Source organism: Stenotrophomonas sp. YJH_SMC_37, assembly GCF_059370035.1.
Window position 1 is genome coordinate 249,912 of sequence record NZ_JCAFTG010000001.1, and the last position, 15,346, is coordinate 265,257.

The 15,346-nt window shown below is 67.4% G+C and carries 19 protein-coding genes; 7 read left to right on the forward strand and 12 right to left on the reverse strand.

Going from position 1 to position 15,346, the window contains the following annotated elements; translation table 11 throughout:
* Window positions 1-156: 156 nt before the first annotated feature.
* Window positions 157-933: an SDR family NAD(P)-dependent oxidoreductase gene (locus tag AC5P8J_RS01285; RefSeq protein ID WP_111097902.1), complete on the reverse strand. Its 777-nt coding sequence runs from the start codon at window positions 931-933 to the stop codon at window positions 157-159.
* Window positions 930-1,250, reverse strand: coding sequence for a Grx4 family monothiol glutaredoxin (gene grxD / locus AC5P8J_RS01290; protein ID WP_005408852.1), 321 nt, complete (start codon window positions 1,248-1,250; stop codon window positions 930-932). The genes AC5P8J_RS01285 and grxD overlap by 4 nt, the downstream gene beginning before the upstream one ends.
* 121 nt (window positions 1,251-1,371) lie before the next feature.
* Between grxD and AC5P8J_RS01295 the strand changes: the two genes are divergently transcribed.
* Window positions 1,372-1,950 carry a superoxide dismutase gene (locus AC5P8J_RS01295; RefSeq protein ID WP_026346913.1) on the forward strand — a complete coding sequence of 193 codons (579 nt, stop codon included), beginning with the start codon at window positions 1,372-1,374 and terminating at the stop codon, window positions 1,948-1,950.
* Between the two features lie 74 nt (window positions 1,951-2,024).
* On the opposite strand, the gene AC5P8J_RS01300 is transcribed toward AC5P8J_RS01295, so the two are convergent.
* The 3 genes from AC5P8J_RS01300 to purE all read right to left on the reverse strand — a co-directional run bounded on the left by AC5P8J_RS01300 (window position 2,025) and on the right by purE (window position 4,140).
* Window positions 2,025-2,366: a carboxymuconolactone decarboxylase family protein gene (locus AC5P8J_RS01300; protein ID WP_019659022.1), complete on the reverse strand. Its 342-nt coding sequence runs from the start codon at window positions 2,364-2,366 to the stop codon at window positions 2,025-2,027.
* Between the two features lie 125 nt (window positions 2,367-2,491).
* A complete protein-coding gene (locus AC5P8J_RS01305) occupies window positions 2,492-3,640 on the reverse strand; it encodes a 5-(carboxyamino)imidazole ribonucleotide synthase (protein ID WP_021203581.1) in 1,149 nt (382 codons plus the stop codon).
* A complete protein-coding gene (purE, locus tag AC5P8J_RS01310) occupies window positions 3,637-4,140 on the reverse strand; it encodes a 5-(carboxyamino)imidazole ribonucleotide mutase (RefSeq protein WP_005412808.1) in 504 nt (167 codons plus the stop codon). The genes AC5P8J_RS01305 and purE overlap by 4 nt, the downstream gene beginning before the upstream one ends.
* Window positions 4,141-4,198: 58 nt before the next feature.
* On the opposite strand from purE, the gene AC5P8J_RS01315 reads away from it, so the two are divergent.
* From AC5P8J_RS01315 to AC5P8J_RS01330, 4 genes are all read left to right on the forward strand, one after another.
* On the forward strand, window positions 4,199-4,468 hold the full coding sequence (locus AC5P8J_RS01315; RefSeq protein WP_019659024.1) for a Trm112 family protein: 270 nt from the start codon (window positions 4,199-4,201) through the stop codon (window positions 4,466-4,468).
* Complete coding sequence (nadC, locus tag AC5P8J_RS01320) at window positions 4,465-5,316, forward strand: carboxylating nicotinate-nucleotide diphosphorylase (RefSeq protein ID WP_021203580.1); 852 nt, start codon at window positions 4,465-4,467, stop codon at window positions 5,314-5,316. Before AC5P8J_RS01315 ends, nadC begins: the two co-directional genes overlap by 4 nt.
* Window positions 5,317-5,491: 175 nt before the next feature.
* Window positions 5,492-6,493, forward strand: a complete 1,002-nt coding sequence (locus AC5P8J_RS01325; RefSeq protein ID WP_021203579.1) for a DUF2272 domain-containing protein — start codon at window positions 5,492-5,494, stop codon at window positions 6,491-6,493.
* A gap of 67 nt (window positions 6,494-6,560) precedes the next feature.
* Entirely contained in the window at window positions 6,561-6,911 is a 351-nt protein-coding gene (locus AC5P8J_RS01330; protein WP_049423257.1) for a DUF3301 domain-containing protein, read from the forward strand.
* 46 nt (window positions 6,912-6,957) lie between these two features.
* Here the strand turns inward: AC5P8J_RS01330 and AC5P8J_RS01335 are convergent, their stop codons facing one another.
* The 7 genes from AC5P8J_RS01335 to AC5P8J_RS01365 all read right to left on the reverse strand — a co-directional run bounded on the left by AC5P8J_RS01335 (window position 6,958) and on the right by AC5P8J_RS01365 (window position 13,004).
* On the reverse strand, window positions 6,958-7,410 hold the full coding sequence (locus tag AC5P8J_RS01335) for a ClpXP protease specificity-enhancing factor (RefSeq protein WP_019659028.1): 453 nt from the start codon (window positions 7,408-7,410) through the stop codon (window positions 6,958-6,960).
* 83 nt (window positions 7,411-7,493) lie between these two features.
* A complete protein-coding gene (locus AC5P8J_RS01340) occupies window positions 7,494-8,129 on the reverse strand; it encodes a glutathione S-transferase N-terminal domain-containing protein (protein ID WP_021203577.1) in 636 nt (211 codons plus the stop codon).
* Window positions 8,130-8,263: 134 nt separating this feature from the next.
* Complete coding sequence (locus tag AC5P8J_RS01345) at window positions 8,264-9,013, reverse strand: cytochrome c1 (RefSeq protein ID WP_058979545.1); 750 nt, start codon at window positions 9,011-9,013, stop codon at window positions 8,264-8,266.
* The gene (locus AC5P8J_RS01350) at window positions 9,006-10,265 is read right to left on the reverse strand and encodes a cytochrome b (RefSeq protein ID WP_494540035.1); all 1,260 of its coding nucleotides are present in this window, start codon (window positions 10,263-10,265) and stop codon (window positions 9,006-9,008) included. Before AC5P8J_RS01350 ends, AC5P8J_RS01345 begins: the two co-directional genes overlap by 8 nt.
* Complete coding sequence (gene petA, locus AC5P8J_RS01355) at window positions 10,265-10,885, reverse strand: ubiquinol-cytochrome c reductase iron-sulfur subunit (RefSeq protein ID WP_004151998.1); 621 nt, start codon at window positions 10,883-10,885, stop codon at window positions 10,265-10,267. The genes AC5P8J_RS01350 and petA overlap by 1 nt, the downstream gene beginning before the upstream one ends.
* 184 nt (window positions 10,886-11,069) lie before the next feature.
* On the reverse strand, window positions 11,070-11,990 hold the full coding sequence (locus AC5P8J_RS01360; RefSeq protein WP_019659031.1) for a lytic transglycosylase domain-containing protein: 921 nt from the start codon (window positions 11,988-11,990) through the stop codon (window positions 11,070-11,072).
* A 45-nt stretch (window positions 11,991-12,035) separates the two neighbouring features.
* Window positions 12,036-13,004: a helix-turn-helix transcriptional regulator gene (locus AC5P8J_RS01365; protein WP_134729507.1), complete on the reverse strand. Its 969-nt coding sequence runs from the start codon at window positions 13,002-13,004 to the stop codon at window positions 12,036-12,038.
* An 80-nt stretch (window positions 13,005-13,084) separates the two neighbouring features.
* Between AC5P8J_RS01365 and AC5P8J_RS01370 the strand changes: the two genes are divergently transcribed.
* The gene (locus AC5P8J_RS01370) at window positions 13,085-13,705 is read left to right on the forward strand and encodes a glutathione S-transferase family protein (protein ID WP_111097898.1); all 621 of its coding nucleotides are present in this window, start codon (window positions 13,085-13,087) and stop codon (window positions 13,703-13,705) included.
* A gap of 206 nt (window positions 13,706-13,911) precedes the next feature.
* Window positions 13,912-15,330 (forward strand): tRNA (N6-isopentenyl adenosine(37)-C2)-methylthiotransferase MiaB, encoded by a 1,419-nt coding sequence (gene miaB, locus AC5P8J_RS01375; RefSeq protein ID WP_021203571.1) that lies wholly within the window; start codon window positions 13,912-13,914, stop codon window positions 15,328-15,330.
* Window positions 15,331-15,346 lie beyond the last annotated feature (16 nt).

The window sequence follows — 15,346 nt, forward strand, 5'->3', positions numbered from 1 at the left end:
AGAGTTATCTGGGGTTCCCTACCGCTCGGCTGAAGGCAGCCCTAACGGTTAACACTAGATTAACACGCTACGCCATCAATGTGACGGTTGTGCGACAAACGGCACCGGTTCGCAACGCAATCGTGACGGGCTCTTCACTCCGTCTTTCCCCGGCACTCACTCCGCAGGGGGCGCCTCGCTGGCATCGAGAATCTTGCCCCGCCAGGCGGCGCCAGCGCCGGACAACAGGGTCACCGCCGCTGCCGCTGCGGCTTCCGGGCCTTGGGCGGCCGGGTCCTGATCAACGGAATAGGCCCGGGCCCGCAGGGCTGTGCGCAGCGGACCGGGGTACAGGCCACTGACCCGTACCGGGCTGCGGCCGAGTTCGTCGTGCAGGCTGGCGATCAGGCCACGCAGGCCATGCTGGGCCACGCCATAACCGCCCCAGTAAGCCTGCCCCACCCGTTCGGGAGCATCGACCGCAAACACCAGCGCCGCATCTTCACGCTGCCGCAGCAGCGGCAGGCAGGCCTGGGCCAGCCAGGCCGGCGCGGTCAGGGTGACGTGCACCGCGCGGGCGAAACTGGCCGGGTCGGCCAGTTCAAACGGGGTCAGGCCAGGGAAGTGAGCGGCACAGACCAGCAGGCCGTCCAATCGCCCCAGCTCGCGCTGCAGGGCCTGGGCCAGCTCGGCATAGTCGTCGGGGCCCGCGCCTTCCAGGTCCAGTGGATACAGCAGCGGCTCCGGGCCGACCGCCTGCACCTGGGCGTAGACACGGTCCAGGCGGCGCGGCTTGCGGCCCAGCAGGACCACGGTGGCACCGGCGGCCGCAGCAGCCACTGCCGCCGCACTACCCAATCCGCCACCGGCACCGGCGACCAGCACTACGCGATCCTGCAACGGGCGGCCATCGAGCGCCCCGTCGGCCGGTGACGTCGATGGCCAGGCACTCATCCTTGGGTCGCCTCTTCGACGATGCGCTTGAGCTCGCCGGCTTCGAACAACTCCAGGACAATGTCACAGCCACCAATCAACTCACCGTTGATGAACAGCTGCGGGAAGGTCGGCAGGTTGGAAAAGCGCGGCAGGTTGGCGCGGATCTCGGGTTCTTCCAGCACGTTGACGGTGCGCAGGGTGACCGCGCCGGCCGCCATCAACGCCTGTACCGCGCGGCTGGAGAAGCCGCACATCGGGTATTGCGGGGTGCCCTTCATGAACAGCACGAGCGGGTAACGATCGACCTCGGCCTGGATTTGCTGCATTACCGCCACAACCACACTCCTTGCTTCGCCGGACAAACCGACCGCGGTGGTCGGCTAGACTGCCCACGGTAGCCGCCATTGTAAGCGGATGGAACCGGCTGCCGCCGCCCCTCTGGCCACGAACCTGTCCATGCCTGTTGAATTGCCTGCCCTGCCCTACCTTCCCGGCTCCCTGCAGCCGCACCTGTCCGCACAGACCGTGGAACTGCACCACGGCCGCCACCATCGCGCCTATGTGGATGCCGTCAACGCCGGCATCCTCGGCACCGAGTGGGAGGAAGCGTCGCTGGATGAGATCGTCCGCCACGCCCAGGGCAGGCTGTTCGATGCGGCCGCCCAGGCCTGGAACCACGGCTTCTATTGGCAGTGCCTGCGGCCGCGCGGCGGCGGCGAGCCGCAGGGCCGATTGGGCGAGCTGGTCAAGCGCCAGTTCGGTGACGCGCAGCGCCTGCGCGAGGAGTTCAACCGCGCCGCGCTGGGCCTGTTCGGCTCGGGCTGGGTATGGCTGGTGCAGCACCCCGGTGGCCAGCTCGGCATCCAGGCCACCCGCAACGCCGGCACGCCGCTGACCGGCGAAAGCACCCCGCTGCTGTGCTGCGATGTATGGGAGCACGCCTACTACACCGAGTACCAGAATGACCGGGCGCGTTACCTGGACGCCTTCTGGCAGCTGGTCAACTGGGAATTCGCCGAAAGCCAGCTGCGCTGATCCCTGTAGAGCCGAGCCCATGCTCGGCTGCTGTCCGGCCAGCCGAGCATGGGCTCGGCTCTACAGATCACGCTTCACGCGTTCTCGTGCGCGGCCACCGCGTCCATCACCCGTGCCGAATACACCAGCGCGGCGCCTGCATTGAGCGACACCGCCACGCCCAGTGCCTCGGCGATTTCCTCGCGGCTGGCGCCATGCTTCAGTGCTGCATCCACATGTACGGTGATGCAGCCATCGCAGCGGGTGGTCACCGCTACTGCCAGCGCGATCAGTTCGCGGGTCTTGGCATCCAGATGGTTGGTCTGGGCGCCGGCATTGGCCAGGGTCGCGTAGCCCTTGACCGTGTCCGGCGAGAGCTTGCCGATCTCGCCGATACGGCCCTTCAGTTCCTTGCGGTAGGCATTCCAGTCGAGCATGGTCGTGACTCCTGTGAAAGGAGCTCCACGCTACCACCGGCAATGGTGCGCCGATGCCTGCACCGGCGCGCCACACCGTTGCAGGCATACAAGGTTGTGCCGGCCATTGGCCGGCACGCCCGGGCTCAGCGATTGCGCAGCGCGTGTACCGCCGGCGCCACCTGGGCCTGGCGGTCCAGTTCCAGGCCAACCTGATCCAGCGCATCGGCCAATGCAGCGGCATCATCGTCGCGCAACGTGGCGTGGCCGACCTTGCGGCCCTCGCGCGGCTCCTTGCCGTAGTCGTGCCAGTGGCCGCTGGCCTGGGCCAGTACCGGTGCCGGGTCGGGCATCACGCCCAGCCAGTTCAGCATGCAGGCGTGACCCAGCATGCGGGTGCTGCCCAGCGGCAGGCCCAGCACGGCGCGCAGGTGATTCTCGAACTGCGAGGTTTCGCTGCCTTCGATGGTCCAGTGGCCGGAGTTGTGCACGCGCGGCGCCATCTCGTTGGCCAGCAGTTCGCCATCGCGGCAGAACAGCTCCAGCGCGAACACGCCGACGTACTGCAGGTGCTCGGCAACGCGGCGGGCATAGCCGATCGCGGCCTGCTGCTCGGTGTCGGACAGCACGGCCGGGGCCACGCTGGCCGACAGCACGCCGTCGACATGCCAGTTGCCGGTGACCGGCCAGGCCTCGAAGCTGCCATCGCGGCCACGCACGGCAACCACGCTGACTTCGCGCTGGAAGGCCACGAAGCCTTCCAGGATCAGGCCGGTACGCTCGACCTGTGCACCCAGCGCATCCCACGCGGCATCGATGTCGGCCTCGCTGCGCAGGCGGAACTGGCCCTTGCCGTCATAGCCGAGGCGACGGGTCTTGAGGATGCACGGCAGGCCGAATTCGGCGGCCTTGGCGGCCAGTTCGTCGCGGCTGCGGATATCGGCGAAGGCCGGCAGCGGAATGCCCAGCTGCTGGAACAGGGTCTTCTCGCTGAGCCGGTCCTGTGCGACAGCCAGCGCCGACGGCGGCGGGTAGACCGGCACGCGGTCGGCCAGCCACTGCGCACTGTCGGCCGGCACATTCTCGAAATCGAAGGTGACCACATCGACCTTGGCAGCGAAGTCCGCCAGGGCCTGGCGGTCATCGAAGGCGCCCACGGTGAGCGGCGCCAGCGGGCCGCTGCAGGCATCAGCGGCCGGGTCATACAGTTCGAAGCGCAGCCCCAGCGGCGCACCGGCCAGGACCATCATGCGGGCGAGCTGGCCGCCGCCCAGGATGCCGACGGTCAGGCTCATTGGCGCGGATCGTCGTGGGCCATCACGTCTTCGGTCTGGCGTGCACGGAAGGCATCGAGCGCCTGGCCGATCGCCGGCTGGTCGCTGGCCAGCATCGCAGCGGCGAACAGCGCGGCGTTGGAGGCGCCGGCGTTGCCGATGGCAAAGGTGGCGACCGGGATACCGGCCGGCATCTGCACGATCGACAGCAGCGAATCCATGCCGTTGAGGGCCTTGGACTGCACCGGCACACCCAGCACCGGCACGGCGGTCTTGGCCGCGATCATGCCCGGCAGGTGCGCGGCCCCGCCTGCACCGGCGATGATGGCCCGCAGGCCACGCGGGCCCGCCTGCTCGGCGTAACTGAACAACACATCCGGCGTCCGATGCGCGGACACCACCTTCACTTCGAACGGAACACCCAGGGCTTCTAGCTTCTGGGCGGCGTGCTGCATGGTTTCCCAGTCGGAACGGGAACCCATGACGATGCCGACAAGCGGCGCGATCGGGTTGGGGGTCATTGGCCGTCACCTGCCTTAAAGACGTATTCTAGCCATCTTCCACGCAAGACGAAGAACCATGGATCGCAAGCTGCTCGACCTGCTGGTGTCGCCGGACACCCGCCAGCCCCTGTCCCTGCTGGATGGCAAGGGCCTGGAAGCCCTCAACAAGGCCATTTCCGCCGGCGCGGTGACCAAGGCCGATGGCAACCCGCTGGCGCAGCCGCTGCGCGAGGCACTGGTCACCCGCGACCGCAAGCAGGTCTTCCGCGTGGACGATGGCATTCCGGTGCTGCTGGCCGAGGAAGCCATTCCCACCGCCCAGATCGCCGACTTCCCGGCCGCATGAGCGCGCTGCCGACGCCGGACGCGGCCGTTGTCGCCGCCGATGTCGCGCGTGCGCTGGCCGAGGACCTGGGCAGCGGCGACGTCACCGCTGCGCTGCTGCCCGACCAGGCCGACAGCGCTTACCTGCTCTGCAAGCAGGACGGAGTGATCGCCGGTCGCCCCTGGTTCGACGCCACCCACCGCGCACTCGACCCGGAGGTGCGCATCGAATGGCGTGTCTCCGAAGGTGACCCGGTCACTGCCGGCACCGTGCTGGCCCTGCTGCACGGGCGCAGCCGCAGTCTGGTCAGTGCCGAGCGCACCTCTCTGAATTTCCTGCAGACGCTGTCCGGCACCGCCACCACCACCGCCCGCTACGTAGCGGCAGTGGCCGGTACCGGCACGCGCATCCTCGACACCCGCAAGACCCTGCCCGGCCTGCGCCTGGCGCAGAAGTACGCGGTGCGCTGCGGCGGTGGCGAGAACCACCGCTTCGGCCTGTACGACACGGTGATGCTGAAGGAGAACCATATCCGTGCCGCCGGTTCGCTGGCCGCAGCGGTGGCCGCCGCACGCCGGCAGTGGCCTGCGCTGCCGCTGGTGGTGGAGGTCGAAGACCTGGCGCAGCTGCGCCAGGCGTTGGAAGCCGGGTGCGAACGCATCCTGCTGGACGACTTCAGCCCCGACCTGCGTCGCGAAGCCGTACGCATCACGGCCGGCCGCATTCCACTGGAAGTGTCCGGCAGCGTCGGCCTGGGCGGCCTGCGTTCGATCGCCGAAGACGGCGTGGACTGCATCTCCATCGGCGGGCTGACCAAGCATGTGCAGGCCATCGATCTGTCGCTGAAGCTGGGCCCGCCGCCGGCTTGAGGCCTGCGGGACGTTGTCGAGCCTACGCTCGGCTGCTTCTCGATCTGCGGCGCGCCCTGCACCCGCTTTGCGCGATGAGCCGAGCGTGGGCTCGGCTCTGCACGACCGGAACGCCTTCACGGCTCGGCTACGGCCGCCTCTGCGACGCTGCCGGCATCCCCCACAGGAGCCGTGCATGCGCCGGATGCTCTTGCCTGCCTGCCTGCTGCTGGCCGCGGCACCGTTGTCCGCAGCGGCCGCCGAAGCCTGCGATGTTCCGCCCCGCTTTGGCCTGAGTCCGTTGGCGGTGGCCATCCGCAACACCGCCTGCAATGAGCACCGGCTCTGGTACCGGCCCTTCATCGATCGTGAAGGCCGTGCCGCCAGCCTCAGCGTCACCGAGGCCGAAAGCGATCACCTGGCCGACAACGGACTGATCGCCTGGCAGCGCGTGGCTGGCTACTGGCGAAACAGCGGCACGCTCAACGCGATGGGCAGCATCGCCGGCGCCAGCAGCTGCCTGGCACCGCTGGGCACGCGCTACACCGACAGTGACTGCCGCGCGTTCCTGATCGACAACCCGTGGTCGGCCGCGTTCATCTCCTGGGTAATGGTGCAGTCCGGCGTTCCCGGCTTCAATACCTCGCCTCGCCACATCGACTACATCCGTGCCGCATACCAGGGCGGCCCCTCGGGCGTGCCGTACCGGCTGGTCGACCCGGCCACGGCCAAACCCGCGCCGGGCGACCTGCTGTGCTTCCTGCGCGACCGCAGCACCACGCTCAGCTACAGCGGGCTGGTGCAGGCGCTGGGCAACGGCTCGGTGGGCCACTGGAAGTCGCATTGCGAAGTGGTGGTGGCAGCCAACCTGGGGGGCGACCAGACCCTGTACCTGGTCGGTGGCAACGTGATGAACACCGTAGCGATGCGGCTGCTGCCGCTGGACCGCACCGGGCTGATCAAGCTGCCACCGGCGCGCGAACGCAACAGCACCGGCATCGACCCGAGCTGCACGCCAGGGCGCGAGGACGAATGCAGCTTCAACCGCCAGGACTGGGCAGCCCTGCTGAAGCTGACTGCAACCTCACCGCTGGTGATGCCCTCGCCCACTGCGACGCCGATGCAGCCCACTCCGGCACCGCAACCGATCATCGTGCCCGCGCAGCCGGTGTCCAGCGAACCGCAGCCGCGGCGGTGAGTGCAGCGCTTGATCCAGCGCGCGTTCGCCGCCATCTTTGCGGGATCGACCTCTGACGGCTGACGCCATGCCTACACTGCTGCTGTTGCTGATTGCCGGCGGAATCATCTACTTCTTCTGGAACGCGGCACGCTCGGCCGCAGAGCGCGCCGTTGAATTGGGCCGCAATGCCTGCCGCGCAGCTGATGTGCAATGGCTGGATCAGGCGGTGCACGCCACCGGCCTGCGCCTGTCGCGCGGCGAGGATGGCCGGCTTGGGTTCGAGCGCACCTTCAAGTTCGAGTATTCCTACGATGGCATCGATCGCCACGTGGGTCGCATGGTGCTGCGTGGCGACCAGTTGATCTCGTTCACCGGCCCCGGCGCGGCGCGGATCAGCCAGATCCGGCCGGATGCGGAGGATGCCGAGGATGTGTAAGGGCTGAAGGCGTGCCGACCAACGGTCGGCACCCACCGTTACTTGGTTACTTGACCACGCGCAGGTTCGGCCGCCCCTTCGGCGGCGGGCTGGCTGGCGGCGTATCGTCCGGCGGCGTGCCTTCCTCGTGCAGCAGTTCGTCGCTGGTCGGCGCGGTTTCGCTGCCCGGGATATCATCCGGCAGCGCCATGCCCTGCCCGGTCTCGCGGGCATAGACCGCCAGCACGGCGCTGATCGGCACCTGCACCGGGTAGCTGGTACCGGAGAAGCGCGCCGAGAAGCTCACCATCTCGTTGTCGATCATCAGCCGTACGACGGCACGTTCGGCGATGTTGAGCACGACCCGGCCATCCTTGACCGCCGAAGGCGGCACCTGCACGCCGGGAACGCCGGCGTCGACCAGGATGTGCGGGGTCAGCTGGTTGTCGTTGATCCATTCCACCAGCGCCCGCAGCAGGTACGGGCGGTGGCTGGTCATGTGGAAGAAGTCTTCGGTCATGCGTGAAGTGTACGCGCCCGGCGCCCCGCCGGGGCGGATCGCCTGCACGCCGGTCGGCGTGCAGACGGGTAACGCGGGCCGGATCAGGCCGGCAGGTCGCGCAGCTTCTTTTCCTGCTCGGTCAGGCTGCGGACGAAACCGGGGTGGCGGAAGATGCGGTTACCGTAGTCCTCAATCGCCTTGCCATCCTTCGGAAGTGGCACATCCAGCGATTGCAGCCGCCAGATGATCGGGGCCATGGCGCAGTCGGCCAGGCTCATTTCCGGGTTGAGGAAGAACTTGCTGGCCTTGAACAGCGGCAGCGAGGCGGTCAGCAGTTCCTTCAGGCGCTTGCGCCCGGCCTCGGCCTGGGTCTTGTTGCCCAGCTGGATGGCCTGCACCTGCGGCACCCAGTCGTGCTCGATGCGCAGCATCGCCAGGCGGATGCGCGCACGCGACAGCGGATCGACCGGCATCAGCGGCGGATGCGGGTAGCGCTCGTCCAGGTACTCGCTCACCACCGACGCGGCGTAGAGCACCAGCTCGCGCTCCACCAGGGTCGGCACCGAGTGGTACGGATTGAGATCGATCAGGTCTTCGGGCGGGTTCTGCGGATCGACCGGAACGAAGTCGAAGGTGACGCCCTTGGCCGCCAGGACCAGGCGCACCCGGTGGCACAGCACATCGTCGTTCGAGGAAAACAGCGTCAGTGTATTGCGCATGCGTACGCTCGCCGCCATCAAAGGCTCTCCCACGACAGGAGACCGCCTGCCGCATCGGCGCCGCCGGCACCGTGCCGACGGTCGACTCCTCCCCGAGTGTGCAACCGACCATCACAAAAGCCAATAGGCCCGTGCGATGGCCGGCGGCCGAATCAGTGGACGTCCTTCCAGTATTCCTTCTTCAGCAGGTACAGCAGGAAGGTCAGCAGGGCCAGGAACAGGATCACCCACACGCCCAGCTGCTGGCGCTTGAGCGCGGCCGGCTCGCCGGCGTATTCGAGGAAGTTGGTGATGTCGCGCACCGCCTGGTCGTACTGCCCGGCATCGACCGATCCCGGCGTTTCAATCTTCAGGCCGGTCACCGGCGGGTCCATGCCGGGGCCTTCGGCCTTGCCATGCACGGCGTGCTGCAAGCCCTGCATCTCCCACAGCGGGTTCGGCATGGAGGCGTTGGCGAACAGCGCGTTGTTCCAGCCCAGCGGCCGGCTGCTGTCCAGGTAGAACGACTTGAGGTAGGTGTAGACCCAGTCGCTGCCGCGCACGCGCGCGATCAGGCTGAGATCCGGCGGCATCTTGCCGAACCACTTCTCCGCGTTCTCCTTGGGCATCGCCACCGGGATCGGGTCGCCGATCGCCGAGCCGGTGAAGTTGAGGTTGTTCATCACCTCTTCTTCGGTCAGGCCCAGGTCCTGCGCCATCCGCGAATAGCGCAGGTACTTCAGCGCATGGCAGCCGGAGCAGTAGTTCATGTACAACTGTGCGCCGCGCTGCAGCGAGGCGCGGTCACCCAGATCGTTGCCTGCCTGCAGCAGCTTGGTGCCGCCCTCGGCGGCGGAGGCCAGGAAACTGCCCAGCATCAGGGTGGCCGCCAGGGCCAGCCGGACCATCCAGCGCTCAGTCATGCGTGGTCACCCTCTCCGGTACCGACTTGGTCTTGTCCAACCGTGTCCATAGCGGCATGGTGATGAAGAAGGCGAAGTACAGGAAGGTCAGCACCCGCCCGATGTAGGTTTCATGCACGTCGGTGCCCGGGCCGGAGCCGATCACGCCCAGCCACACGAAGCACACCGCCAGCACGCCCAGCATCACCCTCGAGATCCAGCCGCGGTAGCGCACCGATTTCACCTTCGCCTTGTCCAGCCACGGCACCAGGAACAGGATCGCGATGGCCGAGAACATCACCAGCACGCCACCGAGCTTGTTCGGCACCACGCGCAACATCGCGTAGTACGGCGTGTAGTACCAGACCGGCTTGATGTGCTCCGGGGTGACCAGGCGGTTGGCCTCGGTGAAGTTGTCGTGCTCCAGGAACAGGCCGCCGAAACCAGGCGCGAAGAAGATGATGAAGGCGGCGATGATCAGCAGGAAGCCGGCGCCTACACCATCCTTGAGCGTGTAGTACGGGTGGAACGGAATACCGTCGGCCGGAGCGTTCGGCGACCAGCGGTTGCCCTTCGGCCCCTTCTTGATCTCCACGCCATCGGGGTTGTTCGAACCCACTTCGTGCAGCGCGCCCAGGTGCAGTACCACCAGCAGCAACAGCACCAGCGGCAAGGCGATGACATGCAGCGCGAAGAAGCGGTTGAGCGTGGCGTCACTGGGCAGGTAATCGCCCATGATCCACTCGGTCAGGCCGTTGCCGATCACCGGTATGGCACCGAACAGCGAGATGATCACCTTGGCGCCCCAGAACGACATCTGGCCCCACGGCAGCACGTAGCCCATGAAGGCTTCGGCCATCAACACCAGGTAGATCAGCATGCCGAGGATCCACACCAGCTCGCGTGGCTTCTGGTAACTGCCGTACAGCAGGCCACGGAACATGTGCAGGTAGACCACGATGAAGAACAGCGAGGCACCCGTGGAGTGCATGTAGCGGATCAGCCAGCCCCACTCCACGTCCCGCATGATGTACTCGATGGAGCCGAACGCCTCGGCGGCGCTGGTCTTGTAGTGCATCGTCAGGAAGATGCCGGTGACGATCTGGTTGACCAGCACCAGCAGCGCCAGCGAACCGAAGTAGTACCAGATGTTGAAGTTCTTCGGCGCGTAGTACTCGCTCACATGCTTGCGATAGACCGGCATCAGGCCCGGCGCGCGGGCATTGACCCAGTCGGCCACGCCGCTGGCGGTACGGCTGAGGATATTGGCCATCAGGCAGCCCCCTGCGGATCGACACCGATGATGATGGTGTTGTCGTCCTGGTAATGGTGCGCGGGCACCTTCAGGTTGATCGGCGCCGGCACGTCCTTGAAGACGCGTCCGGACATGTCGAAGCGCGACTTGTGGCAGGGGCAGAAGTAGCCGCCCTTCCACTGCGGGTCGTAGGGCTCAGGCCGGATTTCGGCGACCATTTCCGGCGAGCAGCCCAGGTGCGTGCACAGGCCGACCAGTACGGAGATGTCCGGCTTGATCGAGCGCAGTTCGGGGTTCTGCTTCAGCACGTAGTCCGGCTGCTGGTCCTTCTCGCCGGACTCGGGGTCCTTGAGACGGCCGTCCAGCCCATGCAGCGCATCGAGGATGGCCTTGGACCGCTTGACGATCCAGATCGGCTGGCCACGCCATTCCACGATCAGGCGTTGGCCTTCCTGCAGGGCGCTGATATCGGCCACCACCGGTGCGCCGGCAAGCTTGGCGCGGGCACTGGGGTTCCAGGACTTGATGAAAGGAACGGCGGTGAATCCGACGCCGACGGCGCCCACCACGGCTGTGGTGGCAGAAAGAAAACGCCGACGTCCGGTGTTGACTGGATCGTGTACCCCATCGTTGGCCATCCGGCACTCCGATATTGATTAGGTAGCTTTAAGGCTGCCAGCGGATCCGGTGGGGGCCAGAGCCGCATTGAATCGCGGTCGAGTGTAGCGGAACCGTCGCGCGCCACACAACGCTCTTTGCAAGGAGTGCCGACTGACAGTCGGCACCCACCTGTTCAAGGGAGTGCCGACCAACGGTCGGCACCTACTGGTGACTCAGGGCGGTGCGGTAACGCTCGGCCAGCTGCCCGACCCGGCGCACGTAGTACTGCGTCTCGCTGTAGGGCGGCACGCCACCGTGGCGGTCGACCGCGCCCTCGCCGGCGTTGTAGCCGGCCGCAGCCAGGGTCAGGTCGCCATTGAAGCGCTTCAGCAACCACGCAAGATACTGCACGCCACCGCGGATGTTCTGCCCGGCATCATAGGAATCGCTGACCCCGAAGCGGGCCGCGGTCGGCGGCATCAGCTGCATCAGGCCCTGCGCGCCGGCGCGGCTGAGCGCGGTCGGGTTGTAGGCCGACTCGGCGTGGATGATGGCGCGCACCACGGCTTCTTCGACGCCGAACTCGCGTGCGGCCGAGGTGATCTCGGTCTGGAACGCGGTGGTGTTCAAGCGCACCGAACCGAAGTCCACGCGTGGGTTGACGCCACAGGCATAACAGCGCTCCATGAAACTGTAGCGGATGGTACGCACCGGGCCGAGGTTGGCGACCTGGGTTGGCCGCGCACTGGTGTAGTGGCGCACCCCATCCTTCATGAAGGAATAGACCTGGCCGCTGACCATCCGCCCGGCCCGCGAGGCCGTCGGTGCCGCAGCAGGCGCGGGGGCAGCAGGCGTCGACGCGACCGCAGTGGGCGCAGCGGCGCTGGCCGCCACGGCGACCGGATTGCGTTCGATGCTGGCCACCGTGGTCGGCGCAGGCTTCGGCGCGACCACCACAGGGCGCGGTGCCGGCCGGGTATCGCGGCTGTAACTGATGCTGCTGCAGCGCGCGCCGGCCACTCGCTTGCTCACGTAGCTGGTGACCCCGTCGGCGCCCTGGCACTTGTACAGGGTGCCGGCGCTGGCCGGCGCAGCGGTCAGCGCAGCGATGATGATCGCCGTTGTCCCCAGTATCCCCTTCATGCCGCGAGTGTCCCAGCTTCGCCGGGGCTTGCCAAGCGACGTGGCTCAGCCTGTGACCGGCGGCACAGCCAGCACCTGGCCCAATCCGGCCAAACGCTGTGCCAGCTCATCGCGCAGGCCCGGCGGTGTGGTCCACAACGCCACCGGCACCCGGTCCAGGCTGAGGATCTGCGCCAGCATCATGCCGCGGCTCTCGGCGCCCATGCGCAACAGGCAATGGCCGGCACCATCAGCCTCCAGCACACCACACCACGGTGGGATGCGACCTTCCAGCTCGGTGCGGCTGCCGGCCAGGCGGACGATGGCCTGCAGTGCGAACGGCGCCTGGCTGACCGCCTGCCGCACCATCACGTCCGGAGGGGCTGGCGTGCGCCGGTGCAGGCCCGGCTCGGAGCACTCACGTACGGCACCCATGCGGTCCACGCGCAGAGTGCGCCAGTCCTGCCGCCCCAGGTCCCAGGCAAGCAGATACCAGCGCCGCCCGTAATTGACCAGGTGCTGGGCCTCGACCTCGCGCTGGGTGACCGCGTCCTGCGCACTGCGGTATTCGAAGGCCAGCCGCGACGCCTGCCGACAGTGCTGGGCCAGCCGTCCGAGCAGGCGTGCGTCGGTGGACGGAAGGTCGGACAGGGTGGCCGTCGCCGCATGCACCTCCCCGGCCTGCCGGCGGCGGCGGGTCGGCACCAGCGGGTCGAGCTTGGACAACAGGCCCCGCGCAGTGTCGTCGATGCCGGCGACGGTCGCAGACGCGGCACGCAGGGCGATGGCCAGGGTGGTTGCCTCCTCCTCGTCCAGCAGCATCGGCAATACCGGCGCCCCCGCCCCGAGCTGGTAGCCGCCGCCCACCCCTGACGAGGCGTGGACCGGGTAGCCCAGCTCGCGCAGGCGCTCGATATCGCGGCGGATGCTGCGCCGGTCCACGCCCATGCGCTCGGCCAGCTCAGCCCCGGACCACTGGCGGCGGGCCTGCAGCAGGGCGATCAGGCGCAGCAGTCGATGGGCGGTATGGCGCATGAAGAATCGAGGACAGAAGTCGTCCGCAATAGTGCCCCAGGATGGCTTCCAGTTCACCACCCACCGCAAGGAGCAATGCCATGACCTCACGCCAGATCACCCTGTACCACGCCGCCCGATCCCGCTCGAGCGGCGCCGTGGCTCTGCTCGAAGCGCTGGGTGCCGACTACCGCATGCAGGTGCTGGACCTGAAAGCCGGCGCCAACCTGGCTCCGGCCTATCTGGCCATCAACCCGATGGGCAAGGTGCCGGCCATCGTCCACAACGGCGCACTGGTGACCGAGCAGGTCGCCATTTATCTGTACCTGGCCGACCTGTATCCGGAAGCCGGGCTGGCACCGCCGATCGGCGACGCCCTGCGCGGCCCCTACCTTCGCTGGATGGCCTTCTACGGCGCCTGCTTCGAGCCAGCGATGATCGACAAGGCGATGCGCCGCGAGCCACCGCCGCGCCTGATGTCACCGTACAACGATGCGGACACCGTGCTGCAGGTGGTCGAGGCCCAGCTGGCACAGGGTCCCTACCTGCTCGGCGGGACGATGAGTGCCGCCGATGTGCTGTGGGGCAATGCGCTGGCCTGGACCACGGCCTTCGGCCTGGTGCAGCCTGCGCCGGCCACGGCTGATTACATTGCGCGGATGAGCGCGATGACCGCCTTCGACCGTTCGCGGCAGATCGATGCGGAGCTGGCAGCGGCATAAGCAGCGCCGGAGCAGCGCCGGCCGGCTTTCCTTGTAGAGCCGAGCCCACGCTCGGCTGGCTTCAGTAGAGCCAGGCCATGCCAGGCTGCCCCATGGGAAGCGGGAAGAGCAGCCGAGCGTGGGCTCGGCTCTACAAGGGCGCGGCGGCTGGCGCGGGATGCGGGTAGAATTGCCCGCTTTCCCGCCACCCGAATGGATTAAGCGCCATGACCGGGACGCCAGACGTCTTTCCGCCCGCCACGCCGGGCGGTACCCCGCTCGTTGCCCTGCCCGCTGGTCCGCGCAAGCCTGACCAGGTCAAGGGCAAGCTGTACATCAAGACCCACGGTTGCCAGATGAACGAGTACGACTCGGCCAAGATGGCCGACGTACTTGCCGCCAGCGATGGCCTGGAACTGACCGACAGCCCGGACGACGCCGACGTCATCCTGGTCAACACCTGCTCCATCCGCGAGAAGGCGCAGGAGAAGGTGTTCAGCCAGCTGGGCGTGTGGAAGGGCCTGAAGAACAAGGGGCGTGAGGTCATCATCGGCGTGGGCGGCTGCGTGGCCTCGCAGGAAGGCGAGGCGATCATCAAGCGCGCGCCGTTCGTTGACCTGGTGTTCGGCCCGCAGACCCTGCACCGCCTGCCGGAACTGATCCGCGCACGCCGCGAGCAGAAGCGCCCGCAGGTGGACATCAGCTTCCCCGAGATCGAGAAGTTCGACCGCCTGCCCGAGCCGCGCGCCGAAGGTCCCTCGGCATTCGTGTCGATCATGGAAGGCTGTTCCAAATACTGCTCGTTCTGCGTGGTGCCCTACACCCGCGGCACCGAAGTCAGCCGCCCGTTCGAGGACGTGGTGGTGGAAGTGGCGCAGCTGGCCGCACAGGGCGTGCGCGAGATCAACCTGCTCGGCCAGAACGTCAATGCCTACCGAGGGCCTTATGGGGACGGCGAATTCGCCGACCTTGGCCTGCTGATCCGTACCATCGCCGAGATCGACGGCGTCGGCCGCATCCGCTTCACCACCTCGCATCCGCTGGAGTTCAGCGATTCGCTGATCGATGCTTTCCGCGACGTGCCGCAGCTGGCCAACTTCCTGCACCTGCCGGTGCAGGCCGGCAGCGACCGCGTGTTGTCGGCGATGAAGCGTGGTTACACCGCACTGGAATTCAAGTCGAAGATCCGCAAGCTGCGCGCGGTGCGCCCGGACATCTCGATCAGCTCGGACTTCATTGTCGGCTTCCCCGGCGAGACCGATGCCGACTTCGAGAAGACCATGAAGCTGATCGAGGACATCGGCTTCGACCACAGCTTCTCCTTCATCTATTCGCGCCGCCCGGGCACGCCAGCGGCCGATCTGGAGGACACGATCAGCGATGCCGAGAAGCACGCTCGCCTGTCGCGGCTGCAGGAGCGCATCAATGCGCACGCCGCCAGCATCTCGGAGAAGATGGTCGGTACCGTGCAGACCGTGCTGGTGGAAGGGCCGTCGCGCAAGAATCCGAACGAACTGACCGGCAAGACCGAGAACATGCGTTCGGTGAATTTCCCGGCGCCTGCGCGGTTGATCGGCCAGTTCGTGGATGTGCTGATCACCGAAGCGCTTACCAACTCGCTGCGTGGGCGCGTGGTGGCGGAATAAGGTGTGCCGACCAACG

What these genes read in the sequence shown, in the direction of transcription:
- AC5P8J_RS01365 (WP_134729507.1), bottom strand. Translation starts at nt 13,004, where the DNA reads ATGCGCCATACCGCCCATCGACTGCTGCGCCTGATCGCCCTGCTGCAG.
- petA (WP_004151998.1), bottom strand. Translation starts at nt 10,885, where the DNA reads ATGGCCAACGATGGGGTACACGATCCAGTCAACACCGGACGTCGGCGT.
- AC5P8J_RS01360 (WP_019659031.1), bottom strand. Translation starts at nt 11,990, where the DNA reads ATGAAGGGGATACTGGGGACAACGGCGATCATCATCGCTGCGCTGACC.
- AC5P8J_RS01340 (WP_021203577.1), bottom strand. Translation starts at nt 8,129, where the DNA reads ATGGCGGCGAGCGTACGCATGCGCAATACACTGACGCTGTTTTCCTCG.
- AC5P8J_RS01285 (WP_111097902.1), bottom strand. Translation starts at nt 933, where the DNA reads ATGAGTGCCTGGCCATCGACGTCACCGGCCGACGGGGCGCTCGATGGC.
- purE (WP_005412808.1), bottom strand. Translation starts at nt 4,140, where the DNA reads ATGACCCCCAACCCGATCGCGCCGCTTGTCGGCATCGTCATGGGTTCC.
- AC5P8J_RS01295 (WP_026346913.1), top strand. Translation starts at nt 1,372, where the DNA reads ATGCCTGTTGAATTGCCTGCCCTGCCCTACCTTCCCGGCTCCCTGCAG.
- AC5P8J_RS01335 (WP_019659028.1), bottom strand. Translation starts at nt 7,410, where the DNA reads ATGACCGAAGACTTCTTCCACATGACCAGCCACCGCCCGTACCTGCTG.
- AC5P8J_RS01350 (WP_494540035.1), bottom strand. Translation starts at nt 10,265, where the DNA reads ATGGCCAATATCCTCAGCCGTACCGCCAGCGGCGTGGCCGACTGGGTC.
- miaB (WP_021203571.1), top strand. Translation starts at nt 13,912, where the DNA reads ATGACCGGGACGCCAGACGTCTTTCCGCCCGCCACGCCGGGCGGTACC.
- AC5P8J_RS01300 (WP_019659022.1), bottom strand. Translation starts at nt 2,366, where the DNA reads ATGCTCGACTGGAATGCCTACCGCAAGGAACTGAAGGGCCGTATCGGC.
- AC5P8J_RS01305 (WP_021203581.1), bottom strand. Translation starts at nt 3,640, where the DNA reads ATGAGCCTGACCGTCGGCATCCTGGGCGGCGGCCAGCTCGCCCGCATG.
- nadC (WP_021203580.1), top strand. Translation starts at nt 4,465, where the DNA reads ATGAGCGCGCTGCCGACGCCGGACGCGGCCGTTGTCGCCGCCGATGTC.
- AC5P8J_RS01370 (WP_111097898.1), top strand. Translation starts at nt 13,085, where the DNA reads ATGACCTCACGCCAGATCACCCTGTACCACGCCGCCCGATCCCGCTCG.
- AC5P8J_RS01330 (WP_049423257.1), top strand. Translation starts at nt 6,561, where the DNA reads ATGCCTACACTGCTGCTGTTGCTGATTGCCGGCGGAATCATCTACTTC.
- AC5P8J_RS01315 (WP_019659024.1), top strand. Translation starts at nt 4,199, where the DNA reads ATGGATCGCAAGCTGCTCGACCTGCTGGTGTCGCCGGACACCCGCCAG.
- AC5P8J_RS01345 (WP_058979545.1), bottom strand. Translation starts at nt 9,013, where the DNA reads ATGACTGAGCGCTGGATGGTCCGGCTGGCCCTGGCGGCCACCCTGATG.
- AC5P8J_RS01325 (WP_021203579.1), top strand. Translation starts at nt 5,492, where the DNA reads ATGCGCCGGATGCTCTTGCCTGCCTGCCTGCTGCTGGCCGCGGCACCG.